Genomic DNA, 20,159 nt, shown 5'->3' on the forward strand with positions numbered 1-20,159 from the left:
TGAAACCTGTGGGCGGGGTGCCGTTATCCGTTTTCAGCACAGTTGATGCGGCGCAGGGTTTGCGAGGGCAACTCGCCGAACAGCTGCCGGTATTCGCCGGAAAAGCGGCTCAGGTGCCAGAAGCCCCAGCGCGCCGCCACCGCCTGCACCGAAGCACCGGCCCGGTCGGCCAGCAGTTCGCGGCGCACCGCATTGAGGCGCACCGCACGCAGATAGGCCACCGGATTGATGCCCAACGCTTCCTGGAAGCAATACTGCAACTTGCGCCGGCTGGCGCCGATGCTGTTGCACAGGTCGAGCATCGAGAAGGGCTGGTCAAGATGGCTGAGCGCGTACGCCTGGGCACGGTCGACCATGCGCTTGCGGGCGGTGGCATTGAGGGTTTCGGGGTCGTGGGCGACCTGCTCGAGCAGCTGCAGCATGATCGCATCGCGCAGGGCATGACGAATGGATTCGTGCTTGAGCGGTGAGTGCGCCGCGTCGAAAGCCATCAGGTCATCGAGCAACTGGCGCAGCTCAATGTGTAACCCGCCCTCCTCCAGGCGGTAACAGGTGGGAAGCGCAGTAATCCGGAATTCACTGTGCTGGCGCTGCAACATGCTCTCAAGCGCCTGGCGATCAACGGCCATGCACAGCAGGTCGATGGGCCCCGGCGTGCGGATCTGTGGCAAGTCCTCGGCATGGGCGACCAGCAGGCTGGGCGTGCGAATGATGTGCCCGGCGCAGTACACCTCGTCGTGCGATGCCAGTGGCAGGCTGAAGGCCACCGCCCCTTTCCAGGCCTGGCCACTCTTGATCATGGCCTGATTGGAGCGGTCGCGGACCAGTTGCATCCAGCCGCAACGCAATTCGGTCAGTTCGCCATCGAAGCGTCCGGGGGTGAGCTGGTCGTAGCGCAACTGCCAGTTGGACAGGTTATGGGCATGCTCATCGATGTCGGATGCCCGCCGGTGAAGAATGTCACTGGAGGTGGAAACAGGTTCAAGGCCTGTGCTGCTGAGGGTGTTCATCGCCTGTCACTCCCGACGTAATCGAAAGGCTCAAGGCAAGTTTCGTTCCCTGCAGCAAGTCAACAGGAGATTTGTGCCGAAAACGGATAGTGGGCCCGATCCAGATTCACGCCAGGCGTATGAGGGTAAGTGCACAGGGATTTTTCAGGGATCACGAGAGAAAGCACTTGCACGCCCGATCTTATGGTATACCATCATACGAAATACAACAGACCACCTTCCGGGAGTCCCCATGAGCTTTGAAATTCGCAAGATCGTCACCTACACCGAAGAAACCCTGATCGAAGGCGGCAAGGCCACCGACAAGCCGGTGACCATGGTTGGCCTGGCAGCCGTGATCAAGAACCCATGGGCCGGCCGTGGTTTTGTTGAAGACCTCAAGCCGGAAATCCGTGCCTGGTGTTCCGACCTCGGTGCCTTGATGGTCGAGCGCCTGACCGCCGCCATCGGTGGCGCCGACAAGATCGAAGCCTATGGCAAGGCCGCTGTGGTCGGCGCCGACGGCGAGATCGAGCACGCCTCGGCGGTGATCCACACCCTGCGCTTTGGCAACCATTACCGTGAAGCGGTCAAGGCCAAGAGCTACCTGAGCTTCACCAACAAACGCGGCGGCCCGGGCACCTCGATCCAGATCCCGATGATGAACAAGGACGACGAAGGCCTGCGTTCGCACTACATCACCCTGGAAATGCAGATCGAAGACGCGCCTCGTGCCGACGAAATCGTCGTGGTCCTGGGGGCTGCCAACGGGGGTCGCCTGCACCCGCGCATCGGCAACCGTTACATCGACCTGGAAGAACTGGCCGCTGAAAAAGCCGGTCAGTGATCCACGCCCGCGCCCATACAAGAACGCCCATAAAAAGACTGTGCAGGAGCAATCCATGATTCAGCTCACCGCTGAACGCACCCCGGCCGGCACCAGTTACCTGGAAACCGGCCATGGCCATCCTGTGGTGTTGATTCACGGGGTGGGACTGAACAAAGAGATGTGGGGCGGCCAGATCGTCGGTCTGGCACCGCACTACCGGGTCATTGCCTATGACATGCTCGGCCATGGCGCCAGCCCGCGTCCGGACCCGGACGCCGGCCTGCCAGGCTACGCGGCTCAGTTGCTGGAACTGCTCGACCACCTGGGCGTGCCCCACGCCACGGTGATCGGCTTTTCCATGGGCGGCCTGGTGGCGCGCGCCTTTGCGCTGCACTATCCGCAGCGCCTGGCGGGGCTGGTGATTCTCAACAGCGTGTTCAACCGCACCGCCGAACAGCGCGCCGGAGTGGTCGCACGCACCAGCCAGGCCGCCGAACACGGCCCGGATGCCAACGCCGGTGCCGCGCTGTCGCGCTGGTTCAGCCGCGAATACCAGGCGGCCAACCCGGCGCAGATCGAAGCGCTGCGCCAACACCTGGCCAGCAACGATCCGCAGGGTTACCTGACCACCTATAAACTGTTTGCCACACAAGACATGTACCGTGCCGAGGACCTGGGCAGCATCGATGCCCCGACCCTGATCGCCACCGGCGAACTGGACCCCGGCTCGACGCCTGACATGGCCCGTCAACTGGCCATGCGCATCAAGGGCGCGGAAGTGGCGATCCTGCCCGAGCAACGGCATATGATGCCGGTCGAGTCGCCGCGCCTGGTCAATCAGGTACTGCTGGATTTCCTCGACAAGTCCGCCGTCTTACACAATCCGATCAAAGGGGACGTTGCATGAGCCTCACCCGTTTCCAGATGTGCATCGACGGCCAATGGGTCGATGCCCTTTCCGGCAAGACTTTCGACAGCCTCAACCCGGCACTGGCCGAGCCTTGGGCACAACTGCCCGATGCCGATGAAGCCGATGTCGAGCGCGCTGTGCAGTCCGCCCAGAAAGCCTTCGAAAGCCCGGCCTGGCGCGGCCTGACCGCCACGGCGCGAGGCAAGCTGCTGCGTCGCCTGGGCGACCTGATTGCTGAAAACAAGGAACACTTGGCCCAGCTCGAAAGCCGTGACAACGGCAAGCTGATCCGCGAGACCCGCGGCCAGGTCGGCTACCTCCCGGAATTTTTTCACTACACCGCAGGCCTGGCCGACAAGATCGAAGGCGGCACCCTGCCGCTGGACAAGCCCGACCTGTTTGCCTATACCGTGCACGAACCGATGGGCGTGGTGGCCGGGATCATTCCCTGGAACAGCCCGCTGTACCTGACCGCGATCAAGTTGGCCCCGGCCCTGGCGGCCGGCAACACCATCGTGCTCAAGCCGTCCGAACACGCCTCGGCGACCATTCTGGAGCTGGCGCGCCTGGCCCTGGAAGCGGGCTTTCCGGCCGGCGTGGTCAACGTGGTCACCGGCTACGGCCCGACCACCGGCGCCGCACTGACCCGCCACCCGCTGATCCGCAAGATTGCCTTTACCGGCGGCGCGGCCACGGCCCGCCACGTGGTGCGCAGCAGTGCCGAGAACTTCGCCAAGCTGTCGCTGGAGCTGGGCGGCAAGTCGCCGAACATCATTTTTGCCGACGCCGACCTGGACAGCGCCGTCAATGGCGTGGTCGCCGGCATCTATGCCGCGTCCGGCCAGAGCTGCGTGGCCGGTTCCCGCCTGCTGGTGCAGGACGAGATCTTCGATGAGTTTGTCGAGCGCCTGGTCGAGCGGGCCAAACGCATCCGCATCGGCAGCCCGCAGGCCGAAGACACCGAGATGGGCCCGATGGCCACTGCCCAGCAACTGGCGGTGGTCGAAGGCCTGGTGGCTGACGCCCTGGCCGAAGGCGCGCGCCTGCGCCTGGGTGGCAAGCGCCCGCAAACCGCCGAAGCCGGCTGGTTCTACGAGCCGACCCTGTTCGAGTGCGACAGCAACTCGATGAAGATCATGCAGGAAGAAGTCTTCGGCCCGGTGGCGTCGGTCATCCGCTTCAAGGACGAGGCCGAGGCGCTGGCGATCGCCAACGACTCACAGTTCGGCCTGGCAGCCGGAATCTGGACCCGTGACCTTGGCCGTGCACACCGGCTCGCTCGCGACGTGCGTTCCGGTATCATCTGGGTCAACACCTACCGCGCGGTGTCAGCCATGGCACCGATCGGTGGCTTCAAGAACAGTGGCTACGGCCGCGAGAGCGGCATCGATTCGGTGCTGGCCTATACCGAGCTGAAAACGGTGTGGATCAACCTCTCGCAAGCCCCGATGCCCGACCCTTTCGTGATGCGTTAACCGAGATTGCAGCAATGATCGAACCCGGTATCTACAAAGAAGTCATGGGCTCCTTTCCCTCGGGCGTGACCATCGTCACGACCCTGGACCCGGAAGGCAACCTGGTCGGTATTACCGCCAGCGCCTTCAGTGCCCTGTCCATTGATCCGGCGTTGGTGCTGTTCTGCCCCAACTACGCATCGGACACCTACCCGATCCTGCGCGACAGCAAGCGCTTTGCCATTCACCTGCTGTCGGCCGAGCAGACCGCCGAAGCCTACGCCTTTGCCGGCAAGGGCAAGGATAAGGCCAAGGGTATCGAGTTCACCCTGAGCGAGCTGGGCAACCCGCTGCTGGCCAAGGCCACAGCGATCATCGAGTGCGAGTTGTGGCGCGAATACGACGGCGGCGACCATGCCATCATCGTCGGCGCCGTGAAGAACCTGATCCTGCCGGAAACACCCGCCACCCCGATGATCTATCATCGCGGCAAGCTGGGCGCCCTGCCGGCGATGGTGTAAGGACCGGCCGGGACAGGCGCCCCGACATGAGGGCGCTTGTTGGTTCGGGGCAAGTGCGTGATAAACTCGGCAAAGGCCCGGGCGCCCCGAGGGTGCCCGGGCCTTTGCATAAGCCCAGTCCACCCCTGGCTGCCTGCGGATATGAGTGTTCGTGCCACGAACCGACCCCTGGCCTGCAGTCAACCCCACTCCGAGCCGAACCGATGAAACGCCTGCCCCTCGACGACACCTTCAAGGTCAACCGCAACCCCGTTACCCTGCGGGAAATCGTGTTGGACAAACTGCGCAGCGCGATCATGAATTTCCAGCTGTTGCCGGGCGACCGCCTGGTCGAGCGCGACCTGTGCGACCGCCTCGGGGTCAGCCGTACCTCGGTACGCGAAGCCTTGCGCCATCTGGAATCGGAAGGTCTGGTGGAATTTGCCGATGCCAAGGGCCCGCGCGTGGCGATCATCACCCTGGCCGATGCCTGTGATATCTACGAGTTGCGCTGTGTGCTCGAGGGCATGATCGTGCAGTTGTTTACCCTGCGCGCCAAGCCCAAGGACATCAAGGCACTGGAAAATGCCCTTGAAGAAAACCGCCAGGCGCTCAAGGAAGGCGAACTGCAACAGGTGATCGACTCGGTACAGGGCTTCTACGACGTATTGCTCGAAGGTTCGGGCAACCATGTGGCGGCCACCCAGTTGCGCCAGTTGCAGGCCCGCATCAGCTACCTGCGCGCCACCTCGGTGTCCCAGGAAAACCGCCGCGGCGCCAGCAACCAGGAAATGGAACGCATGGTCGAGGCGATCAAGAGCGGCGACCCGCAGGCCGCGCACCAGGCCTCGGTCGATCACGTGCGCAACGCTGCACGCGTGGCGCTGGAATACCTGCGATCAAAACAGGATGACGGCACCCAGCCGCGCGACATCGTGGCCCCCGTCGCACTCAAAGACCCACGCATAGGTCACTGACATGCCGCTGCCGTGTTACTGCCCGCAATGCGGCAGCCAGGATCTCGCCCACCGCACCCCGGACGGCGACACCCATGAACGCCTGATGTGCGGCGCCTGCGCGTACATCCACTACATCAACCCGAAGATCATTGCCGGCTGCATCATCGAGCAGGACGGCAAGTACCTGCTGTGCCAGCGCGCCATCCCGCCGCGCCCCGGCACCTGGACCTTGCCGGCCGGCTTCATGGAAGGCGGCGAGACCACCGAACAGGCGGCCCTGCGTGAGGTCTGGGAAGAAACCGGCGTGCGCGCCGAGATCGTCTCGCCCTATTCGATCTTCAGCGTGCCTAAAATCAGCGAGGTGTACATCATCTTTCGCGCCCAGGCCCTGGAGATCACCGGGCAATATGGTCCCGAAACGATGGATTACCGCTTCTTCGCCCCTGAAGACATTCCGTGGGACAGCATCTACTACCCTGCCATCCGGCAGATTCTGGAACGCTACATCTGCGAACGCCAGGCCGGGGTGTACGGTATCTACATCGGCAACGACGACAGCGGCAAGGTGCATTTCATTCGCTGACCGGTGCAAGACAACACGCGGCATCGACCAAGGACCCGGACATGAGCAACGCCACCGCCCCTCGCCCCGCCACCCGGCCGTTCTTCTGGCGCGATGCCGAGCTGCCATTCATCGAGGCCCGTTCGGTCGAGGATGGCCGGCAGGTGTGCTATTCCCGCCACTCGCACACGGTGTTTTCGATTGGCGCGATCACCTCCGGCTGCAGCACCTACCTGCTGGAAAAGTCCACGCTGCGCATTGGCGAAGGCACCGTGGTGCTGATGAACCCCGGCCAGGTGCATGCCTGCAACCCCATCGACGACCAGCCCTGGTCGTACATCATGCTGTACGTCGACCCCACGTGGCTGGCCACCCTGCAGCACGAGCACGAAGGATCAGCGTCTTTCCAGCCGCTGGCACCCTCGCACAGCCATGACCGGGCCCTGTTCGATGGCCTGCTCGAACTCTATGCCATCTTGATCGACGCCGACGCCAGTGTGTTGCACAAGCACTGTACGGCGGTGGCGTTCTTTGCCCTGATGCAGCGTTTGCTTGGCAGCGCGACAGCGCTGGACGACAAGCCTGCACCGCGCATCGAGCAGGCAGCCGACTACATCGATACCCACTTCAGCCAGGCGATTCGCCTGGACGACATCTGCCAGGCGGTGCACCTGTCGCCGTCGTACCTGATCCGGGCCTTCGAACAGCGCTACCACATGACGCCGCATGCCTACCTGCTCAACCGGCGGATCCAGCAGGCGCATCGGCAGCTCAGGGAAGGCCGGCTGATCGCCGACGTTGCCTGCGACACCGGGTTTGCCGACCAGGCGCATCTGCAGCGCGAGTTCAAGAAGCACCTGGCCGCTACCCCGGGTCAGTACCGCCTCTGAGCCACCAGCAAGTACAACGCGAGCTCGGGCCTGGCACCAGATTGTGGGAGGCTCCTCCCCCAAGAGCACTTTGACCTTGCCCGGGTGTACCGCCTCTACCCCACCAGCAAGTACAACGCACACGCCACCAGCAGCAACGCCATGACCCGGTTGAACAGCCGCACCCGGGTGGCGCTTTGCAGGTACTGGCTCAGGCGGGCGCCGGCCACGGCCCAGCAGGCCAGTGACAGGTAGCAGACCACCAGGTAGATGGCCGCGAATTGCCAGATCAGCCGCGGCTGACCGTCGGCGACGAACACCCCCATGCCGGCAATCGACGCCAGCCAGGCCTTGGGGTTGAGCCACTGCATCAGCGCGCCCTGCATGAAGGTCGGGCGGGCCTGGGCCTGTTCGATGCTCAGGCGACCCTCATCGCCGGCCAGCCTGAACGCCATGTACAACAGGAACACGACCCCGGCCCATTGAATCAGGCGGGTCAGGAACGGCCATTGCTGCAGGGTCTCGTTCAGACCGAAGCCGATCAGCACCAGTAACAGGGTGAAACCCAGGGTGGCGCCCAGCACGTGGCGCAGGCTGGCGCGCAGGCCAAAGCGCACCCCGGCGCTCAGCGCCACGATATTCACCGGCCCCGGCGTGATTGACGACGCCAGTGCAAACGTCGCCATGGAAATCAAAACGCTCATGTTCCTACCCTCTTGGCTATCGAAATGACAGCGCCAAGGTAGTGCTCGCGCTCCACGGCTGTATTGAAGGAAATTACCCTGATCGGTGCCTTGACAGGTCGTGGGCCGATGCAGAAAAAACGCCGGGCTCTTGCTTTTTTACTGTTTCACTCTACAAATGCGAGCTGTGAGGCAGACCATCGCCATCGTTGTCACTTATCGAGTTCATTGCATGTACAAAGCCATTGTTTTTGCCGTCGCCTGCAGCCTGTCCGGAGCGGCACTGGCCGCTTGCCCGGCCACGACCCCGGTCGACACGGCCCGCTGGATCTTCACCCAGCACGCCGATTTCTACGTCAAGGGCAAGGGTGGCCCGCAGTACCTGTCGGCAACGCTGCTGGAATGGCTGAAAAAGGATTGGGCCTGCCAGGCCTCGGGCGATCAATGCGCGATTAGCGCCAACCCCTGGACAGATGCGCAGGACGGCAGTGTGCTGGAGCCCATCACCTGGAAGACGGTCTCCACCCCCGACCAGCAGGTGGTGGTCGAAATGAATTACGTGCTCGGCTACCCGAACGCGCCCTCCCAACCGGGCGTAGAGCAGACCACCCGGTTGTTACTGGCCAAAAGCCCGACCACCCAGTGCTGGATGCTGGACAACGTGCAGGGCCCGGGTGACCGCCCGTTGCTCGAGATCCTGCAGGAGTTCCCGTACGACGGCGACTGACCCAGGCTGGCGCTTTATGCCTGGCTCCATTCCACATTGGTAATGCCGAAGTGCTCGGCGTAGGGCTTTGACACCCGTGGCACGCGCTCCAGACGGTACTTGGGAATGCGTGCCAGGCCTGCATCCACACTTGCATAGTGCCAGGCCTCGGCATTGTCCATGTTGGTGGCACGGATGTAGAAACTCTTGAAAGCACCGTTCAACAGGTAATCGATTCGATAGTGTTTTTCCTGAGCCATTTACAGCATTGCCTCCCTTATTGATGATCCGGTGCCCTTTCTGCAAAACAACCTGCCGGGTGAACGAAAAAGTCATTGGCGGCTGCCGTTGATCCACTCAGGACCCAGGCAACGGTCAATCTTTCACTCGCTCGGCAACGCCTTGATATTGAAAGGACACTGAGCAATAACGGACATATGGCAGATGTGAAAAATTCCTTATTTTTTCCGGACAGACGCCCGGCGGCATGTCTGGCCCGGCAGTCTGCTAGCGAATGGCCAGCCTTTTGGCCAGGCGACTGAGGTTCGCGCGGTCGACGCCCAGCTCGCGTGCCACCTCGGCCCACTTGCCCTGGTGACGTTCCAGCGCCTGCTCGATCAGGCGTCGCTGGAACGCGTCCACCGAGGCCTTGAGCCCCTCGCCTGCGGTCGGCAAAGGGTCGTGCTCGACGTCAGGTGCCTGTGCCTCGGGCACGATGACAGGCTCGCTGTCCAGGCCCAGCATGGCGGCTTCGACCGTCACCATCCTGGGCCGCTCGGCCGGCGTCACCAATGCCTTGAGCACCGCCCGGCTGATCAGATGCTCCAGTTCGCGCACATTGCCCGGCCAACGGTAGGCCACCAGCCGCTGCTGCGCCTCGCCGGTCAGGCGCACACTGCGCAGCCCCATGCGCACGCGGTTCTCTTCCAGGAAAAAGCCGGCCAGCAACAGCACATCACGACCGCGCTCGCGCAGCGGCGGCACCTGAAGCGGGTAGACACTCAGGCGGTGATACAGGTCCGCGCGAAAGCGGCCCTGTCGCACTTCCTCGGCCAGGTCGCGGTTGGTGGCGGCGATGATGCGCACATCGACGTGATGCTCCTGATCCGAGCCCACGCGCTGCAACTGGCCGCTTTGCAACACGCGCAACAGCTTGGACTGCACCGGCAGCGGCAGCTCCCCGACCTCATCGAGAAACAGCGTGCCGCCGTCGGCCAGTTCGAACTTGCCGCTGCGCCCGGCCACGGCACCGGAAAAGGCACCGCGCACATGACCGAACAGCTCGCTCTCGACCAGTGTCTCGGGCAAGGCTGCACAGTTGATGCTGATCAAGGCCTTGTTTGCACGCGGCGAATGCAGGTGGATCGACTCGGCGACCAGCTCCTTGCCCACCCCGGTCTCGCCGGTGATCAGCACGGTCAGCGGGCTGTTGCCCACCAGGGCGATTTCCTGCTGCAAACGCTTGTGCGTCGGGCTCTGGCCGATCAGTTCGCGCGGTGCATGGCCGCCGGCGACGCGTTTGTAGACTTCGACCAATTGACGCTGCTCCTCGAACCCGCGCAGCAATTGCTGGATGCGCTCACTGGCCATGACCGTGGCGGCGGCCAGGCTGGCGAACGCTTGCAGGGTGTCCAGGTCGACGCTGCCAAAGGTGGCGGCATCCAGCGCGTCGAGGGTGATCAGGCCCCAGGGCTGGCCCTGAATGATCAACGGGCAGCCCAGGCAATCATGGACTTCAAGGGGACCGTGGCCGTCGAGCAGACCGTCATAGGGATCGGGCAGCTCGCAATCGGCGGCGAACCGCACCGGCTTGTGGCTGTACAGCAGAATCTTCAGGCGCGGGTGCTCGCTGACCCGAAAACGCCGCCCGAGGGTGTCGGCGCTCAGGCCATCGACCGCCAGCGGCACCAGCACATCCTCTTCGAGCCTGAGCAACGCCACCGCATCGCACGGCAGCAATTGGCGCAGGGAATGCAGCAGCCGCCGATAGCGCTCTTCGTCAGGCAATTCGCGCGACAGGTCGGCCACCAGCGGTAACAACGAACGCAGCAGAGGGTGAGGCATCAGGGCACCGGGCAGGCAGGAAACATGAAGTCATTATGACCTCAACCTGCCTGTCCTGACACGCCCAGGCCTGGTGGGAGGACCGTAGGAGCGCGCTTGCCCGCGACCGAGTGCGTAGCGCTCGCAAAATGTGTCAAACGCTGCAATTTTTTGATTGCAAACACATTCAATATTTCGGAAACGCCACAATTTTACGAGCGCTGCGCACTCGGTCGCGGGCAGAGCGCGCTCCTACGGGGACCAGGCCGTGAGTGGCTACGGGGCCGGGTTGGGTTGGGCGGTGTGGATGGCCTCGATGCCGGCAATCACTTCATCGGACAACGTAAGGTCAATGCTCGCCAGGTTGCTGGCCAGTTGTTGCAGGTTGGTCGCGCCGATGATGTTGCTGGTCACGAACGGACGGCTGGTGACGTAGGCCAGGGCCATCTGACCAGGGTCCAGGCCATGCTCACGGGCCAAAGCCACGTAGCGGGCGGTGGCGCTCTGGGCCTCGGGGTTGTTGTAGCGCTGGAAGCGCTCATAGAGCGTCAGGCGGCCATCGGCCGGACGAGCGCCGTCGAGGTATTTGCCGGTCAGCACGCCGAACGCCAAGGGCGAATAGGCCAGCAGGCCGATCTGCTCGCGAATGGCGATTTCCGCCAGGCCCACTTCAAAGGTGCGGTTGAGCAGGCTGTAGGGGTTCTGGATCGACACGGCGCGCGGCAGGTCCAGGGTCTCGGCCAGGTGCAAAAAGCGCTGGGTGCCCCACGGGGTTTCGTTGGACAGGCCGATCTGGCGCACCTTGCCTTCCTTGACCAGGTCGCCCAGTACCGACAGGGTTTCCTCAATGGCCACCGCGTCGTCATTGGCATCATGCTGGTAACCCAGCACACCGAAGAAGTTGGTCTTGCGGTCCGGCCAGTGCAACTGGTACAGGTCGAGGTAATCGGTGTTCAGGCGCTTGAGACTGCCTTCGAGGGCGGCAGTGATATTGCGCCGGTCCAGGCGCGGGTTGCCGTCACGGATGTGTTCCATGCGGCCGGGACCTGCGACCTTGCTGGCCAGTACCCAGTCATTGCGGTCGCCGTGGGCCTTGAAGTACTCACCGATGATGCTTTCGGTACGGGTGTAGGTTTCGCCACGTGGCGGCACCGGGTACATCTCGGCGGTGTCGATAAAATTGATGCCGGCCTGCTTGGCCAGGCGAATCTGCTCGAAAGCCTGTTCCTGAGTGTTCTGCTCGCCCCAGGTCATGGTGCCCAGGCAGATGGCGCTGACAGAAATGTCCGTCTTGCCGAGTGAACGAAATTGCATCGATGACTCCCTTTTATCGAAGAAATGCGACGGCCAGTGCCGCCGCTGTTCAGGCCCTTCAGGTGCGCCGCATACAGCGCAGGTAACGCTCATTGACCCGCTGGGCGAACCAGGCGGTGGTCAGTTTACGGGTGATCTTCGGGCTTTGCAGGGTGATGCCCGGCAGTATCGCGCGCGGCAGCTGTTTGCCGGCTGTCTGCTCGGCCAGTTCGAACACCCGCGCATACACCCGGGTCTCTGCAAACTCGGGGCCGTCGCCCTTCTTGAGCTGGTTGTAGAGGGCCGCATTGCTGAGCCCCAGGCGCGGCGCCAGGCTGCGCACGGCCCGCTCGGTCGCGCCAGGGTCCAGCGAGTCACGCAGGATCAGGTCGCCGTCCAGTGCCAGCTCGATGCCGGTCAGGCGACTCACCGCGCTCTGGAACGCCGCGTTGCGACTGGCGTACCAGCCAGCGTTGAAATCGGCAAAGCGGTACAGCGGCTCGGGGTAATCGACCGGGTAACCGAGCAAGTGGGCGATACCGAAATACAGGCCGCCACGGCGGCTGAACACTTCGCGGCGAATCGAGCCGTCCACCGCATAGGGGTAATTGTTCGCGTGCTCTTCGGCAAAGGCGATGCTGACCTGCATCGGCCCGCCGGTGTGCACCGGGTTAAAGCGCCCGAACAGGGTCTGGCCGAGCGGCACCATGCTGGTGAAATCGTCGAAGATGGCGCTCAGTTGCTTTTCGGTACGCGCCGCCGCCAGCCGCGCCGCATAGGTCTTGCCGTCCGGCGAGCGCAGGCCCAGGGCGGCGTCGATCAGCGCCGCCGGGATGTGCAGGCGGGCGGCACGACGGTCGATTTCCTGCCGGGCGATACGCGCCAGCCCCGGCACCGGCGGGTCGGCCTGGTAGGTCGACTCCTGCTCGGTCACCGCCAGGGCGGCGCAGAGGTTCGAGTCGTTCAGGGCAATGTCCTGGGTGGTGAACGCGGTCTGGAAATCCGCCGCCCAGCCCTGGCGGTCGCTCACGTTGGCCGGCAGCCGCTCAAGAATGCGCGCCCGCGCCTGCTCAGGGCTGAGCGGCGGTGGCCCCGAGGGCGCCGTGACACAGCCGCTCAGCAATAGCGCCGTTGCGGTCAACAGACTCACAAGCAGGTTAGGACTCACCTCGATCTCCCGAAAACATGAAACGGATCGAGGGGCTGGTCGTCAGAACACCGACCACTCGATTCGCGCGCTCAAACGTTCCAGCGCTGCCATTCCGACCAGTGAGTTCCCGGCCGCGTTCAACTCCGGCGACCATACACACACCGAGAAACGCCCCGGCACCACCGCGACGATACCGCCCCCTACCCCGCTCTTGCCCGGCAGGCCGACGCGGTAGGCAAAGTTGCCGGCCTCATCGTACAGCCCGCTGGTGGCCATGATCGAGTTCAATTGCGTGGTCTGGCGCGCCGTGAGGATTTGCTCGCCGCTGTGGGTGCAGAAGCCTTCGTTGGCCAGAAAGCCGAAGGCCCGCGCCAGGTCGATGCAGTTCATGCTCAGTGCGCAATGGTGAAAATAACTGCGCAGCACGTTCTCGACTTCACCGTGAAAATTGCCGAACGACTTCATCAGCCAGGCCGCCGCCGCATTGCGTGAGCGATGCTGGTACTCGGATTCGGCCACTTTGGCATCGGAAATCACCTTGGGGTTGCCGCACAGACGCCGCACGAAATCGCGCATCGACAAGGATGGCGCGGCAAAGCGCGACTGGTTGATGTCGCAGATGATCAGGGCGCCGGCATTGATGAACGGGTTGCGCGGCTTGCCACGCTCGAACTCCAGCTGCACCAGCGAATTGAACGGCTGGCCGGACGGCTCGTGGCCGACGCGTTCCCAGATTTCTTCGCCGGAATGCTGGATGGCCTGGACCAGGCTGAAGACCTTGGAAATGCTCTGGATCGAAAACGGCGTTTGCGCGTCCCCGGCCTGGAAGACCTCGCCACTGTTGCTGTACACCGCGATGCCCAGTTGATCGGGACGCACCTCGCCCAGCGCCGGGATGTAATTGGCGACTTTGCCCTGGCCGAGCAACGGCCTGACTTCATCGAGGATTTCGTTCAGCAAGTCTTGCATGTGGGCGCCCCGTGTTTTTGGGTGCGCACACTACACCAAGCGCCGGGAAATTACCTGACGATTAATCCTTGTAACCGGTGCCCAGGCGATCCAGCTCGCGAATCAGCGCGTTCCAGTGGCGGGCCACACCGGGGCCGTTGCCATCCTTGAAGACCCGGGCCTGCTCCTCGACCTTGGCGACCACGTCAGGGGGCGGCAGGATCAACTCATCGTTGCCGGCCGATTGCGCGGCAATCTGGATATTGCAGGCGTATTCCAGGCCATGCAGTTGCTGGAAGGCATGGGCCACGCTCACCCCGCCGGTCAGCAGGCCATGATTGCGCAGGATCATCACGCTTTTACTGCCCAGGTCGGCCACCAGGCGCTCGCGCTCGTCCAGCTCCAGCGCCACGCCCTCGTAGTCGTGATAGGCGATGCGCCCGGAGAAACCCAGCGCGTGCTGTGATATCGGCAACAGGCCGCGCTTTTGCGCCGACACGGCAATGCCGTCACGGGTATGAGTGTGCAGGACCGCCACCAGGTCCGGACGCGCACCGTGGATGGCGCTGTGGATCACGTAGCCTGCGTAGTTGATGCCAAGGCCGGTCGGGTCGTCGACGATCGTGCCGTCCAGGTCGACCTTGACCAGGTTCGAGGCGGTGATTTCGTCGAACAACAGGCCGAAGGCGTTGATCAGAAAGTGCTCTTCGGGGCCTGGCACCCGCGCCGAAAAGTGCGTGTAGATATGGTCGGTCCAGCGCTTGTGGGCCGCCAGGCGGTAAGCGGCGGCCAGTTGCACCCGCACCTCCCATTCGGCAGCCGAGACGCGGTCACGCACCGAGGCCGAGGCTGAGGGTTGGGGGGCATCCTGCTGGATGGGCAAGGCACTGACGTTGCTCATGGGGTGGCTCCTGAAGGGCATGTAAAGCATGTGGCGCCAGACTATGCGCAGAAGCGGATATTTAAAAAGCACATTTTCATCTAAGCTAATTATTAAAAAATAGAATATTAAAAAAACGCTTTATGCTCTTATTCGCGCTTGCCCCCATTACCGACCCCTTTGCCAGGCGGAGGTCTTGTTCTTTTGACCTGCCTGGAGCCTGAACATGACCGTGCCATCAAGTCGCCCACTGACCCTTGCGTTGCACGTCAAACGGACACACGACACGCCAACCAGCACTGGCGCATGGACGCCATTTTCGCCCTGGCACGGGCAACCCACGGCGGTCGCAACGAACCGAAGATGCACGCGTATTGCGCTGCTGCACCGCGCCAAGGCGGAGCACTGTCGCGCAGCAACACTGGACCGGTGTAGGAGCGCGCTTGCCCGCGACCGGCTGCGTTAGCAGTCGTAAAATTGTGGCGTTTCGCAGATTTTTAACGTATTCACGGCTGTAAATCTGTGGCGTTTCGCAGATTTTTAACGTGTTCACGGCTGTAAATCTGTGGCGTTTCGCAAATTTTACGACTGCTGCGCAGCCGGTCGCGGTGGTCCGGCATTCCGGCAGAGCGCGCGCCTACCGGCGGTGTTTCAATACCCTCTGGCGAAATCCACCACATCGCCCAACGGTTCGTTTTTGTGATAACGCAGCAGATTGGCCACGAAGTGTTCGACGATGTTGTGCCAGATCACGCCGCTGGCCGGGGACACATGGGGTGACAGGCGTACCTTGGGGTGGGTGTAGAACGGGTGGTCCGCCGGGGTCGGCTCGATGGCGGTGACGTCCAGGGTGGCGCAGCTCAGGCGGCCTTCGTCCAGGGCCTGGACCAGGGCGGCTTCGTCGATCAGGCTGCCGCGCGCAATGTTGACCAGGTGCAGGCCAGGTTTGGCGTGGTCGAGCAAGGCCTTGTCGACCAGGTGACGGGTCGATGCGGTGGCCGGCGCGGCCAGTACCACATGGTCGGACTCGGCAAACAGGTGTTGCACGCTGTCGGCGCGTGTCACACCGGGCACACCAAAGGGCTTGCCGGAGTGGTTGACGGCGATCACCTTGACCCCCAGCGCCTGGGCGCGAATGGCCAGGTCGCGGCCGATGGCGCCAAAGCCGACGATGCCCAGCGTACTGCCGCTCAATTGCTGCAACGGGAAGCGCTGCCATTGCTCGACGCTGTCGATCCACACCTCGGGGAACTGCTTGACCTGTGCCAGGATCGCCGCCAGGGCAAATTCGGCCACTGCCACCGAAGCAGTACCGCGTGCCGACGACACCGGCAGGCTGTCGAACAGCCAGGCCGGGTAACCGTCGATGCCCGACGAGGTCAGTTGCACCCACTTGAGGTTGAACGGCCAGCCGGCCGGCTGCTCGGGCAGCTCCTGGGTACGGAAGTTGCCGAAGAATGGCCGGGTCAGCAGGATGCTCGCTTCAGGCGGCACCTCGGGCGCGCCCTGGCCAATCGGAACGATGGTGTATTCAGGCAGGCGCTGGCGCAGCAAGGCGTTGATTTCTTCATCGTGCTGGCTGGCAATCACGGTAAGGGGCATGCATCACGTCCTGTTCAGTCAAGTCATGTCGGCATCCTAGCAACCCGCATTAAATGCCGAAAATGAATTAAAAATATAAGCTAATATGCATTTTAATAATTAAAAGCAGGCTCATTCATAACTGCCTGCGCCTGCAGATAAAGGCGTCCCGGCACATCAGCCAGCAATTGCGCCGTGTAAGGCGATGACGGTGCTTCAAACACTTGGGCACAGGCACCCTGCTCCACCACCCGGCCTTCGCGCATGACCACCACCCGGTCGGAGATCTGCCGCACCACCGCCAGGTCATGGGAGATAAACAGGTACGTCAGGCCCAGGCGCTGCTGCAACTGGCTGAGCAGTTCCAGGATCTGCGCCTGCACCGAGGCGTCCAGCGCCGACAACGCTTCGTCCAGCACCAGCAGTTCCGGTTCCAGGGCCAGTGCCCGGGCAATCGCCACGCGCTGGCGCTGGCCACCGGACAACTCAGTGGGCCGGCGTTGCAGCAAGTGCGCCGGCAGCTCCACCTGCGCCAGCAACTGCGCGGCGCGTTCGGCCCGCCAGGCGCGGTCGCCCACGGCAAAGGCATGCAAGGGCTCACTGATGATCTGCGCCAGGGTCCAGCGCGGGTCCAGCGAGGCATAGGGGTTCTGGTAGACGATCTGGATGCGCCGGCGCAGCGGCTGCCACTGGCGCGCCGACAGGCCCACAAGGTCCTGACCGTCAAACAGCACCTGGCCACGATCGGCCTGCTCAAGCCCCAGGATCAACCGGGCGGTGGTCGACTTGCCCGAACCGGACTCGCCCACCAGGCTGGTGGTGCCGTGCCGCACCACGTCGAACGACACCGCCTGCACCGCCGGATGGCCAGGGTTGCGCCAACTGGAGAAGTCCTTGTGCAAGTGCTTGACCTGCAACAGCGGCACTGCACTGGCTGCACGCGCCTGCAGTGGCGGGCGCACACGCTGTCGGGCCGCCGCCAGGCTGGGCGCGGCGCTGAGCAACTGCCGGGTATAGGCATGCGCCGGCTGTTCGAAAATCGCCCGCGCCGGGCCGGCTTCGACAATCCGCCCGTGCTGCATGACGATCAGGCGGTCGGCCCGGTCCAGCGCCACGCCCAGGTCATGGGTGATCAACAGCACCGCCGTGCCGCGCTCGCGGGCCAGTTGCTGCAACCGATCAAGCACCTGGCGCTGCACGCCGACGTCCAGCGCGCTGGTGGGCTCGTCGGCGATGATCAGCGGCGGGTCGTTGGCCAGGGCGATGGCGATCAAAATGCGCTGGCGCATGCCACCGGACAACTGATGCGGATAGCTGCGTGCCACCCGCTCGATGTCACGCAGGCCCACTTGCTGCAACAAGGTCCGCGCACGCTCGCGGGCTTCACGGCGCGCCACACCGTGCACGGTCATGGCCTCTTCCACCTGGCGGTCGATGCGCTTGACCGGGTCCAGCGACAGGCCCGGGTCCTGGGGCACAAAGCCCACCTGCCGGCCGCGCACAGCGCGCCAGTCCCGCTCATTCAGTCCGACCCGCTCAAGACCGGCCAGGTGCAGGCTGCCGGCCTCGATCACGGCATTGCCGGCTAACAGCCCGACCAGCGCGGCGGCGGTGGTGGACTTGCCCGAGCCGGACTCGCCGACCACGGCCACGATCTCGCCGGGGTACACCGCAAAGCTGACCTGATCGACGCCCTCGACCCGACCGCGCTCGGTCTGATAACCGATGCGCAGGTCCTGCACCTGCAAGACAGGCATTGATGCACTCATCGCCGTACTCCTTGCAGGTCCTGAAGGGCACGGGCGAGCTGGTTGGCCGCCAGCACCACGGCGGCCAGTACCAGGCCCGGCAAGCTGGTGTACCACCAGGCGGCGACCATGTAGTTGCGGCCTTCGGAAATCAGCAGCCCCCATTCCGGCTGCGGCGGTGGTGCGCCAAAACCGAGAAAGCTCAGCGCCGACACCGACAGCACCGCCGCGCCGAACTCAAGTGCCGCCAGGGCCAGCACCGGGCCGGCGGCGTGGGCCAGGATATGTCCGTAGATGATGCGCCACGGCCCGACTCCGGAGACGCGTGCGGCTTCGACAAACAGGCAGGTGCGCCAACGCAGCACCTCGCCGCGCACCAGACGGGCAAAGGTCGCCACCGATGACAGCCCCACCGCCAGGGCGATGTTCAAGGTGCCAAAACCGAGCACCGTAATGATTGCCATGGCCAGCAGCAGCGAAGGAATCGCCATCAGCACTTCCACCACACGCATCAGCACCGCGTCCAGCCAGCCACCGAAATACCCGGCGACCACCCCCAGGACAATGCCGAGCAACAAGGCAATCAGCACCGCCAGCGCCGTGGCCTGCAACGACAACGCCGCGCCATGCACGGCCCGGCTGTACAGATCGCGCCCCAGGTGGTCGGTGCCGAACCAGTGCCCGGCGCCAGGTGGCTGCAACGCCTGGGCCGGCTGGCCGAGCAAGGGGTCGTAATGGCTGAACAGCCCGGGCCACAACGCCCAGGCCAGGGCCAGGAGCAGCACGGCAAGCCCCAGCGGCAGCAGCGGACGCTTGCGCAGCAGGCACCAGGCGGTGTGCCACCGCACGGCACCGGGTGAACGCGGGTAAGGCATGGCTACAGACAGGCTCATCGCTGACCTCCACGGACGGATTGACGCAGGCGCGGATCGAGTAAGGGGTACAAGAGGTCCACCAGCAGGTTGACCGCAATGAAGATAAACGCAGCCAGCAGCACCACGCCCTGGACCATCGGAATGTCCTGGCTGCCGACCGCCGCTTGCGCCAGGCGCCCGACGCCCTCGCGGGAAAATACGGTTTCGGTGACCACCGCGCCGGCCAGCAGGTTGCCGACCACCACGCCAGCCAGGCTCAAGACGGGCACGGCGGCGTTGTGCAGCAGGTGCACGAACAACAGGCGCCGGTCGCTGACGCCCTTGGCGCGCAAGGCTTCGGCAAACGGTTGCTGGCGCACGCCGGCCAGCGAACGCACCAGCACCTGGGCGATTACGGCAGCCGCAGGAATGGCCAGGGTCAGCGCTGGCAGTATCAATGAGGCAAAGCCCCGGTTACCCATGGCCGGGAACCAGTGCAAGTTGAACGAGAAGCCCTGCAACAGCAGCAGACCGACCCAGAACGTCGGCAACGACACCGACAGGGCCGGCACTCCCAGCAAGGCGTCGCGCAGCCAGGGCCAGCGCGTCAGGTTGGCCGCCAGCGCCAGGCCGATACCCCCGAGCAAGGCCAGGCCCAAGGCCAGGAAGGTCAGTTGCGCGGTGGCCGGCAAGGCCTGCGCCAGGGCGGCCACCACCGACTCGCCGCTCTGGATCGAGCGGCCCAGGTCCAGCTGCAGCGCCTTCCACAAGGCGATGCCGTACTGCACGGCCAACGGCTCATCCAGGTGATATTCGGCGCGCAGGGCCTGGATCTGCGCCTGGTCTGCCGCCGAGGGTTCGCCGTTCTGATTGAGCATGATGCTGACCGGATCACTGGGCAGCGCGTACAGGATCACGAACGACAGGCTGAAGGCAGCCCACAGCACCAGGGCGCTTTGCCAGAGCCGGTGCACAGCGGCCAGTGTCGCCTGCCGCCAGCGCCGCCCTGGGTGAGGGATAGAAAGGTCTGTCATCAGAAAAGTCTCACAGGTTGGCCAACAGCGGCCAGTAGGAGCGCGCTTGCCCGCGACCGGCTGCGCAGCAGTCGTAAAATCTGCGAAACGCCACAGATTTATGGCTGTGAACACATCCAAAATCTGCGAAACGCTGAAAATTTACGACTGCTGCGCAGCCGGTCGCG

General features: G+C 63.9%; 20 protein-coding genes. 8 read left to right on the forward strand and 12 right to left on the reverse strand.

Annotation, left to right across the window (positions count from 1 at the left end; translation table 11 throughout):
• Positions 1-23: 23 nt before the first annotated feature.
• On the reverse strand, positions 24-1,010 hold the full coding sequence (locus tag DGA31_RS14860) for a helix-turn-helix domain-containing protein (protein WP_056839875.1): 987 nt from the start codon (positions 1,008-1,010) through the stop codon (positions 24-26).
• 232 nt (positions 1,011-1,242) lie between these two features.
• Between DGA31_RS14860 and DGA31_RS14865 the strand changes: the two genes are divergently transcribed.
• The 7 genes from DGA31_RS14865 to DGA31_RS14895 all read left to right on the forward strand — a co-directional run bounded on the left by DGA31_RS14865 (position 1,243) and on the right by DGA31_RS14895 (position 7,093).
• Entirely contained in the window at positions 1,243-1,836 is a 594-nt protein-coding gene (locus DGA31_RS14865; RefSeq protein WP_056839876.1) for an amino acid synthesis family protein, read from the forward strand.
• Positions 1,837-1,891: 55 nt separating this feature from the next.
• Positions 1,892-2,725, forward strand: coding sequence for an alpha/beta fold hydrolase (locus tag DGA31_RS14870; RefSeq protein WP_056839877.1), 834 nt, complete (start codon positions 1,892-1,894; stop codon positions 2,723-2,725).
• Positions 2,722-4,203 (forward strand): aldehyde dehydrogenase, encoded by a 1,482-nt coding sequence (locus tag DGA31_RS14875; RefSeq protein WP_109513057.1) that lies wholly within the window; start codon positions 2,722-2,724, stop codon positions 4,201-4,203. Before DGA31_RS14870 ends, DGA31_RS14875 begins: the two co-directional genes overlap by 4 nt.
• A 14-nt stretch (positions 4,204-4,217) precedes the next feature.
• A complete protein-coding gene (locus DGA31_RS14880) occupies positions 4,218-4,703 on the forward strand; it encodes a flavin reductase family protein (protein WP_056839879.1) in 486 nt (161 codons plus the stop codon).
• Positions 4,704-4,906: 203 nt separating this feature from the next.
• Positions 4,907-5,659 carry a GntR family transcriptional regulator gene (locus tag DGA31_RS14885; protein ID WP_056839880.1) on the forward strand — a complete coding sequence of 251 codons (753 nt, stop codon included), beginning with the start codon at positions 4,907-4,909 and terminating at the stop codon, positions 5,657-5,659.
• A 1-nt stretch (position 5,660) separates the two neighbouring features.
• Positions 5,661-6,224 (forward strand): NUDIX hydrolase, encoded by a 564-nt coding sequence (locus DGA31_RS14890; protein ID WP_056839881.1) that lies wholly within the window; start codon positions 5,661-5,663, stop codon positions 6,222-6,224.
• A 41-nt stretch (positions 6,225-6,265) separates the two neighbouring features.
• Positions 6,266-7,093 (forward strand): AraC family transcriptional regulator, encoded by an 828-nt coding sequence (locus DGA31_RS14895; protein WP_109513058.1) that lies wholly within the window; start codon positions 6,266-6,268, stop codon positions 7,091-7,093.
• Between the two features lie 95 nt (positions 7,094-7,188).
• Here DGA31_RS14895 and DGA31_RS14900 read toward each other — a convergent pair whose 3' ends face one another.
• Entirely contained in the window at positions 7,189-7,776 is a 588-nt protein-coding gene (locus DGA31_RS14900; protein WP_056839883.1) for a LysE family translocator, read from the reverse strand.
• A 211-nt stretch (positions 7,777-7,987) separates the two neighbouring features.
• Here DGA31_RS14900 and DGA31_RS14905 point away from each other — a divergent pair, with 211 nt between their 5' ends.
• Positions 7,988-8,482 carry a hypothetical protein gene (locus tag DGA31_RS14905; protein WP_056839884.1) on the forward strand — a complete coding sequence of 165 codons (495 nt, stop codon included), beginning with the start codon at positions 7,988-7,990 and terminating at the stop codon, positions 8,480-8,482.
• Positions 8,483-8,496: 14 nt separating this feature from the next.
• Here the strand turns inward: DGA31_RS14905 and DGA31_RS14910 are convergent, their stop codons facing one another.
• From DGA31_RS14910 to DGA31_RS14955, 10 genes are all read right to left on the reverse strand, one after another.
• Positions 8,497-8,721 carry a DUF6555 family protein gene (locus DGA31_RS14910; protein WP_056839885.1) on the reverse strand — a complete coding sequence of 75 codons (225 nt, stop codon included), beginning with the start codon at positions 8,719-8,721 and terminating at the stop codon, positions 8,497-8,499.
• A 247-nt stretch (positions 8,722-8,968) separates the two neighbouring features.
• On the reverse strand, positions 8,969-10,525 hold the full coding sequence (gene norR / locus DGA31_RS14915) for a nitric oxide reductase transcriptional regulator NorR (RefSeq protein WP_109513059.1): 1,557 nt from the start codon (positions 10,523-10,525) through the stop codon (positions 8,969-8,971).
• Between the two features lie 255 nt (positions 10,526-10,780).
• Complete coding sequence (locus DGA31_RS14920; RefSeq protein WP_109513060.1) at positions 10,781-11,818, reverse strand: NADP(H)-dependent aldo-keto reductase; 1,038 nt, start codon at positions 11,816-11,818, stop codon at positions 10,781-10,783.
• A 58-nt stretch (positions 11,819-11,876) separates the two neighbouring features.
• Positions 11,877-12,941: a DUF1615 domain-containing protein gene (locus DGA31_RS14925; RefSeq protein ID WP_109513079.1), complete on the reverse strand. Its 1,065-nt coding sequence runs from the start codon at positions 12,939-12,941 to the stop codon at positions 11,877-11,879.
• 66 nt (positions 12,942-13,007) lie between these two features.
• Positions 13,008-13,916, reverse strand: a complete 909-nt coding sequence (gene glsB, locus DGA31_RS14930) for a glutaminase B (protein ID WP_056839888.1) — start codon at positions 13,914-13,916, stop codon at positions 13,008-13,010.
• Positions 13,917-13,977: 61 nt separating this feature from the next.
• Positions 13,978-14,796 carry a class II aldolase/adducin family protein gene (locus tag DGA31_RS14935; protein ID WP_109513061.1) on the reverse strand — a complete coding sequence of 273 codons (819 nt, stop codon included), beginning with the start codon at positions 14,794-14,796 and terminating at the stop codon, positions 13,978-13,980.
• Positions 14,797-15,426: 630 nt separating this feature from the next.
• A complete protein-coding gene (locus tag DGA31_RS14940; RefSeq protein ID WP_109513062.1) occupies positions 15,427-16,377 on the reverse strand; it encodes a D-isomer specific 2-hydroxyacid dehydrogenase family protein in 951 nt (316 codons plus the stop codon).
• A 92-nt stretch (positions 16,378-16,469) separates the two neighbouring features.
• Complete coding sequence (locus tag DGA31_RS14945; RefSeq protein ID WP_109513063.1) at positions 16,470-18,125, reverse strand: dipeptide ABC transporter ATP-binding protein; 1,656 nt, start codon at positions 18,123-18,125, stop codon at positions 16,470-16,472.
• Positions 18,122-18,997: an ABC transporter permease gene (locus tag DGA31_RS14950; protein ID WP_206606843.1), complete on the reverse strand. Its 876-nt coding sequence runs from the start codon at positions 18,995-18,997 to the stop codon at positions 18,122-18,124. The genes DGA31_RS14945 and DGA31_RS14950 overlap by 4 nt, the downstream gene beginning before the upstream one ends.
• The gene (locus DGA31_RS14955; RefSeq protein ID WP_109513064.1) at positions 18,994-19,992 is read right to left on the reverse strand and encodes an ABC transporter permease; all 999 of its coding nucleotides are present in this window, start codon (positions 19,990-19,992) and stop codon (positions 18,994-18,996) included. The genes DGA31_RS14950 and DGA31_RS14955 overlap by 4 nt, the downstream gene beginning before the upstream one ends.
• Positions 19,993-20,159 lie beyond the last annotated feature (167 nt).

The sequence above is a fragment of the Pseudomonas ovata genome, from assembly GCF_003131185.1.
Taxonomy (GTDB): domain Bacteria; phylum Pseudomonadota; class Gammaproteobacteria; order Pseudomonadales; family Pseudomonadaceae; genus Aquipseudomonas; species Aquipseudomonas ovata.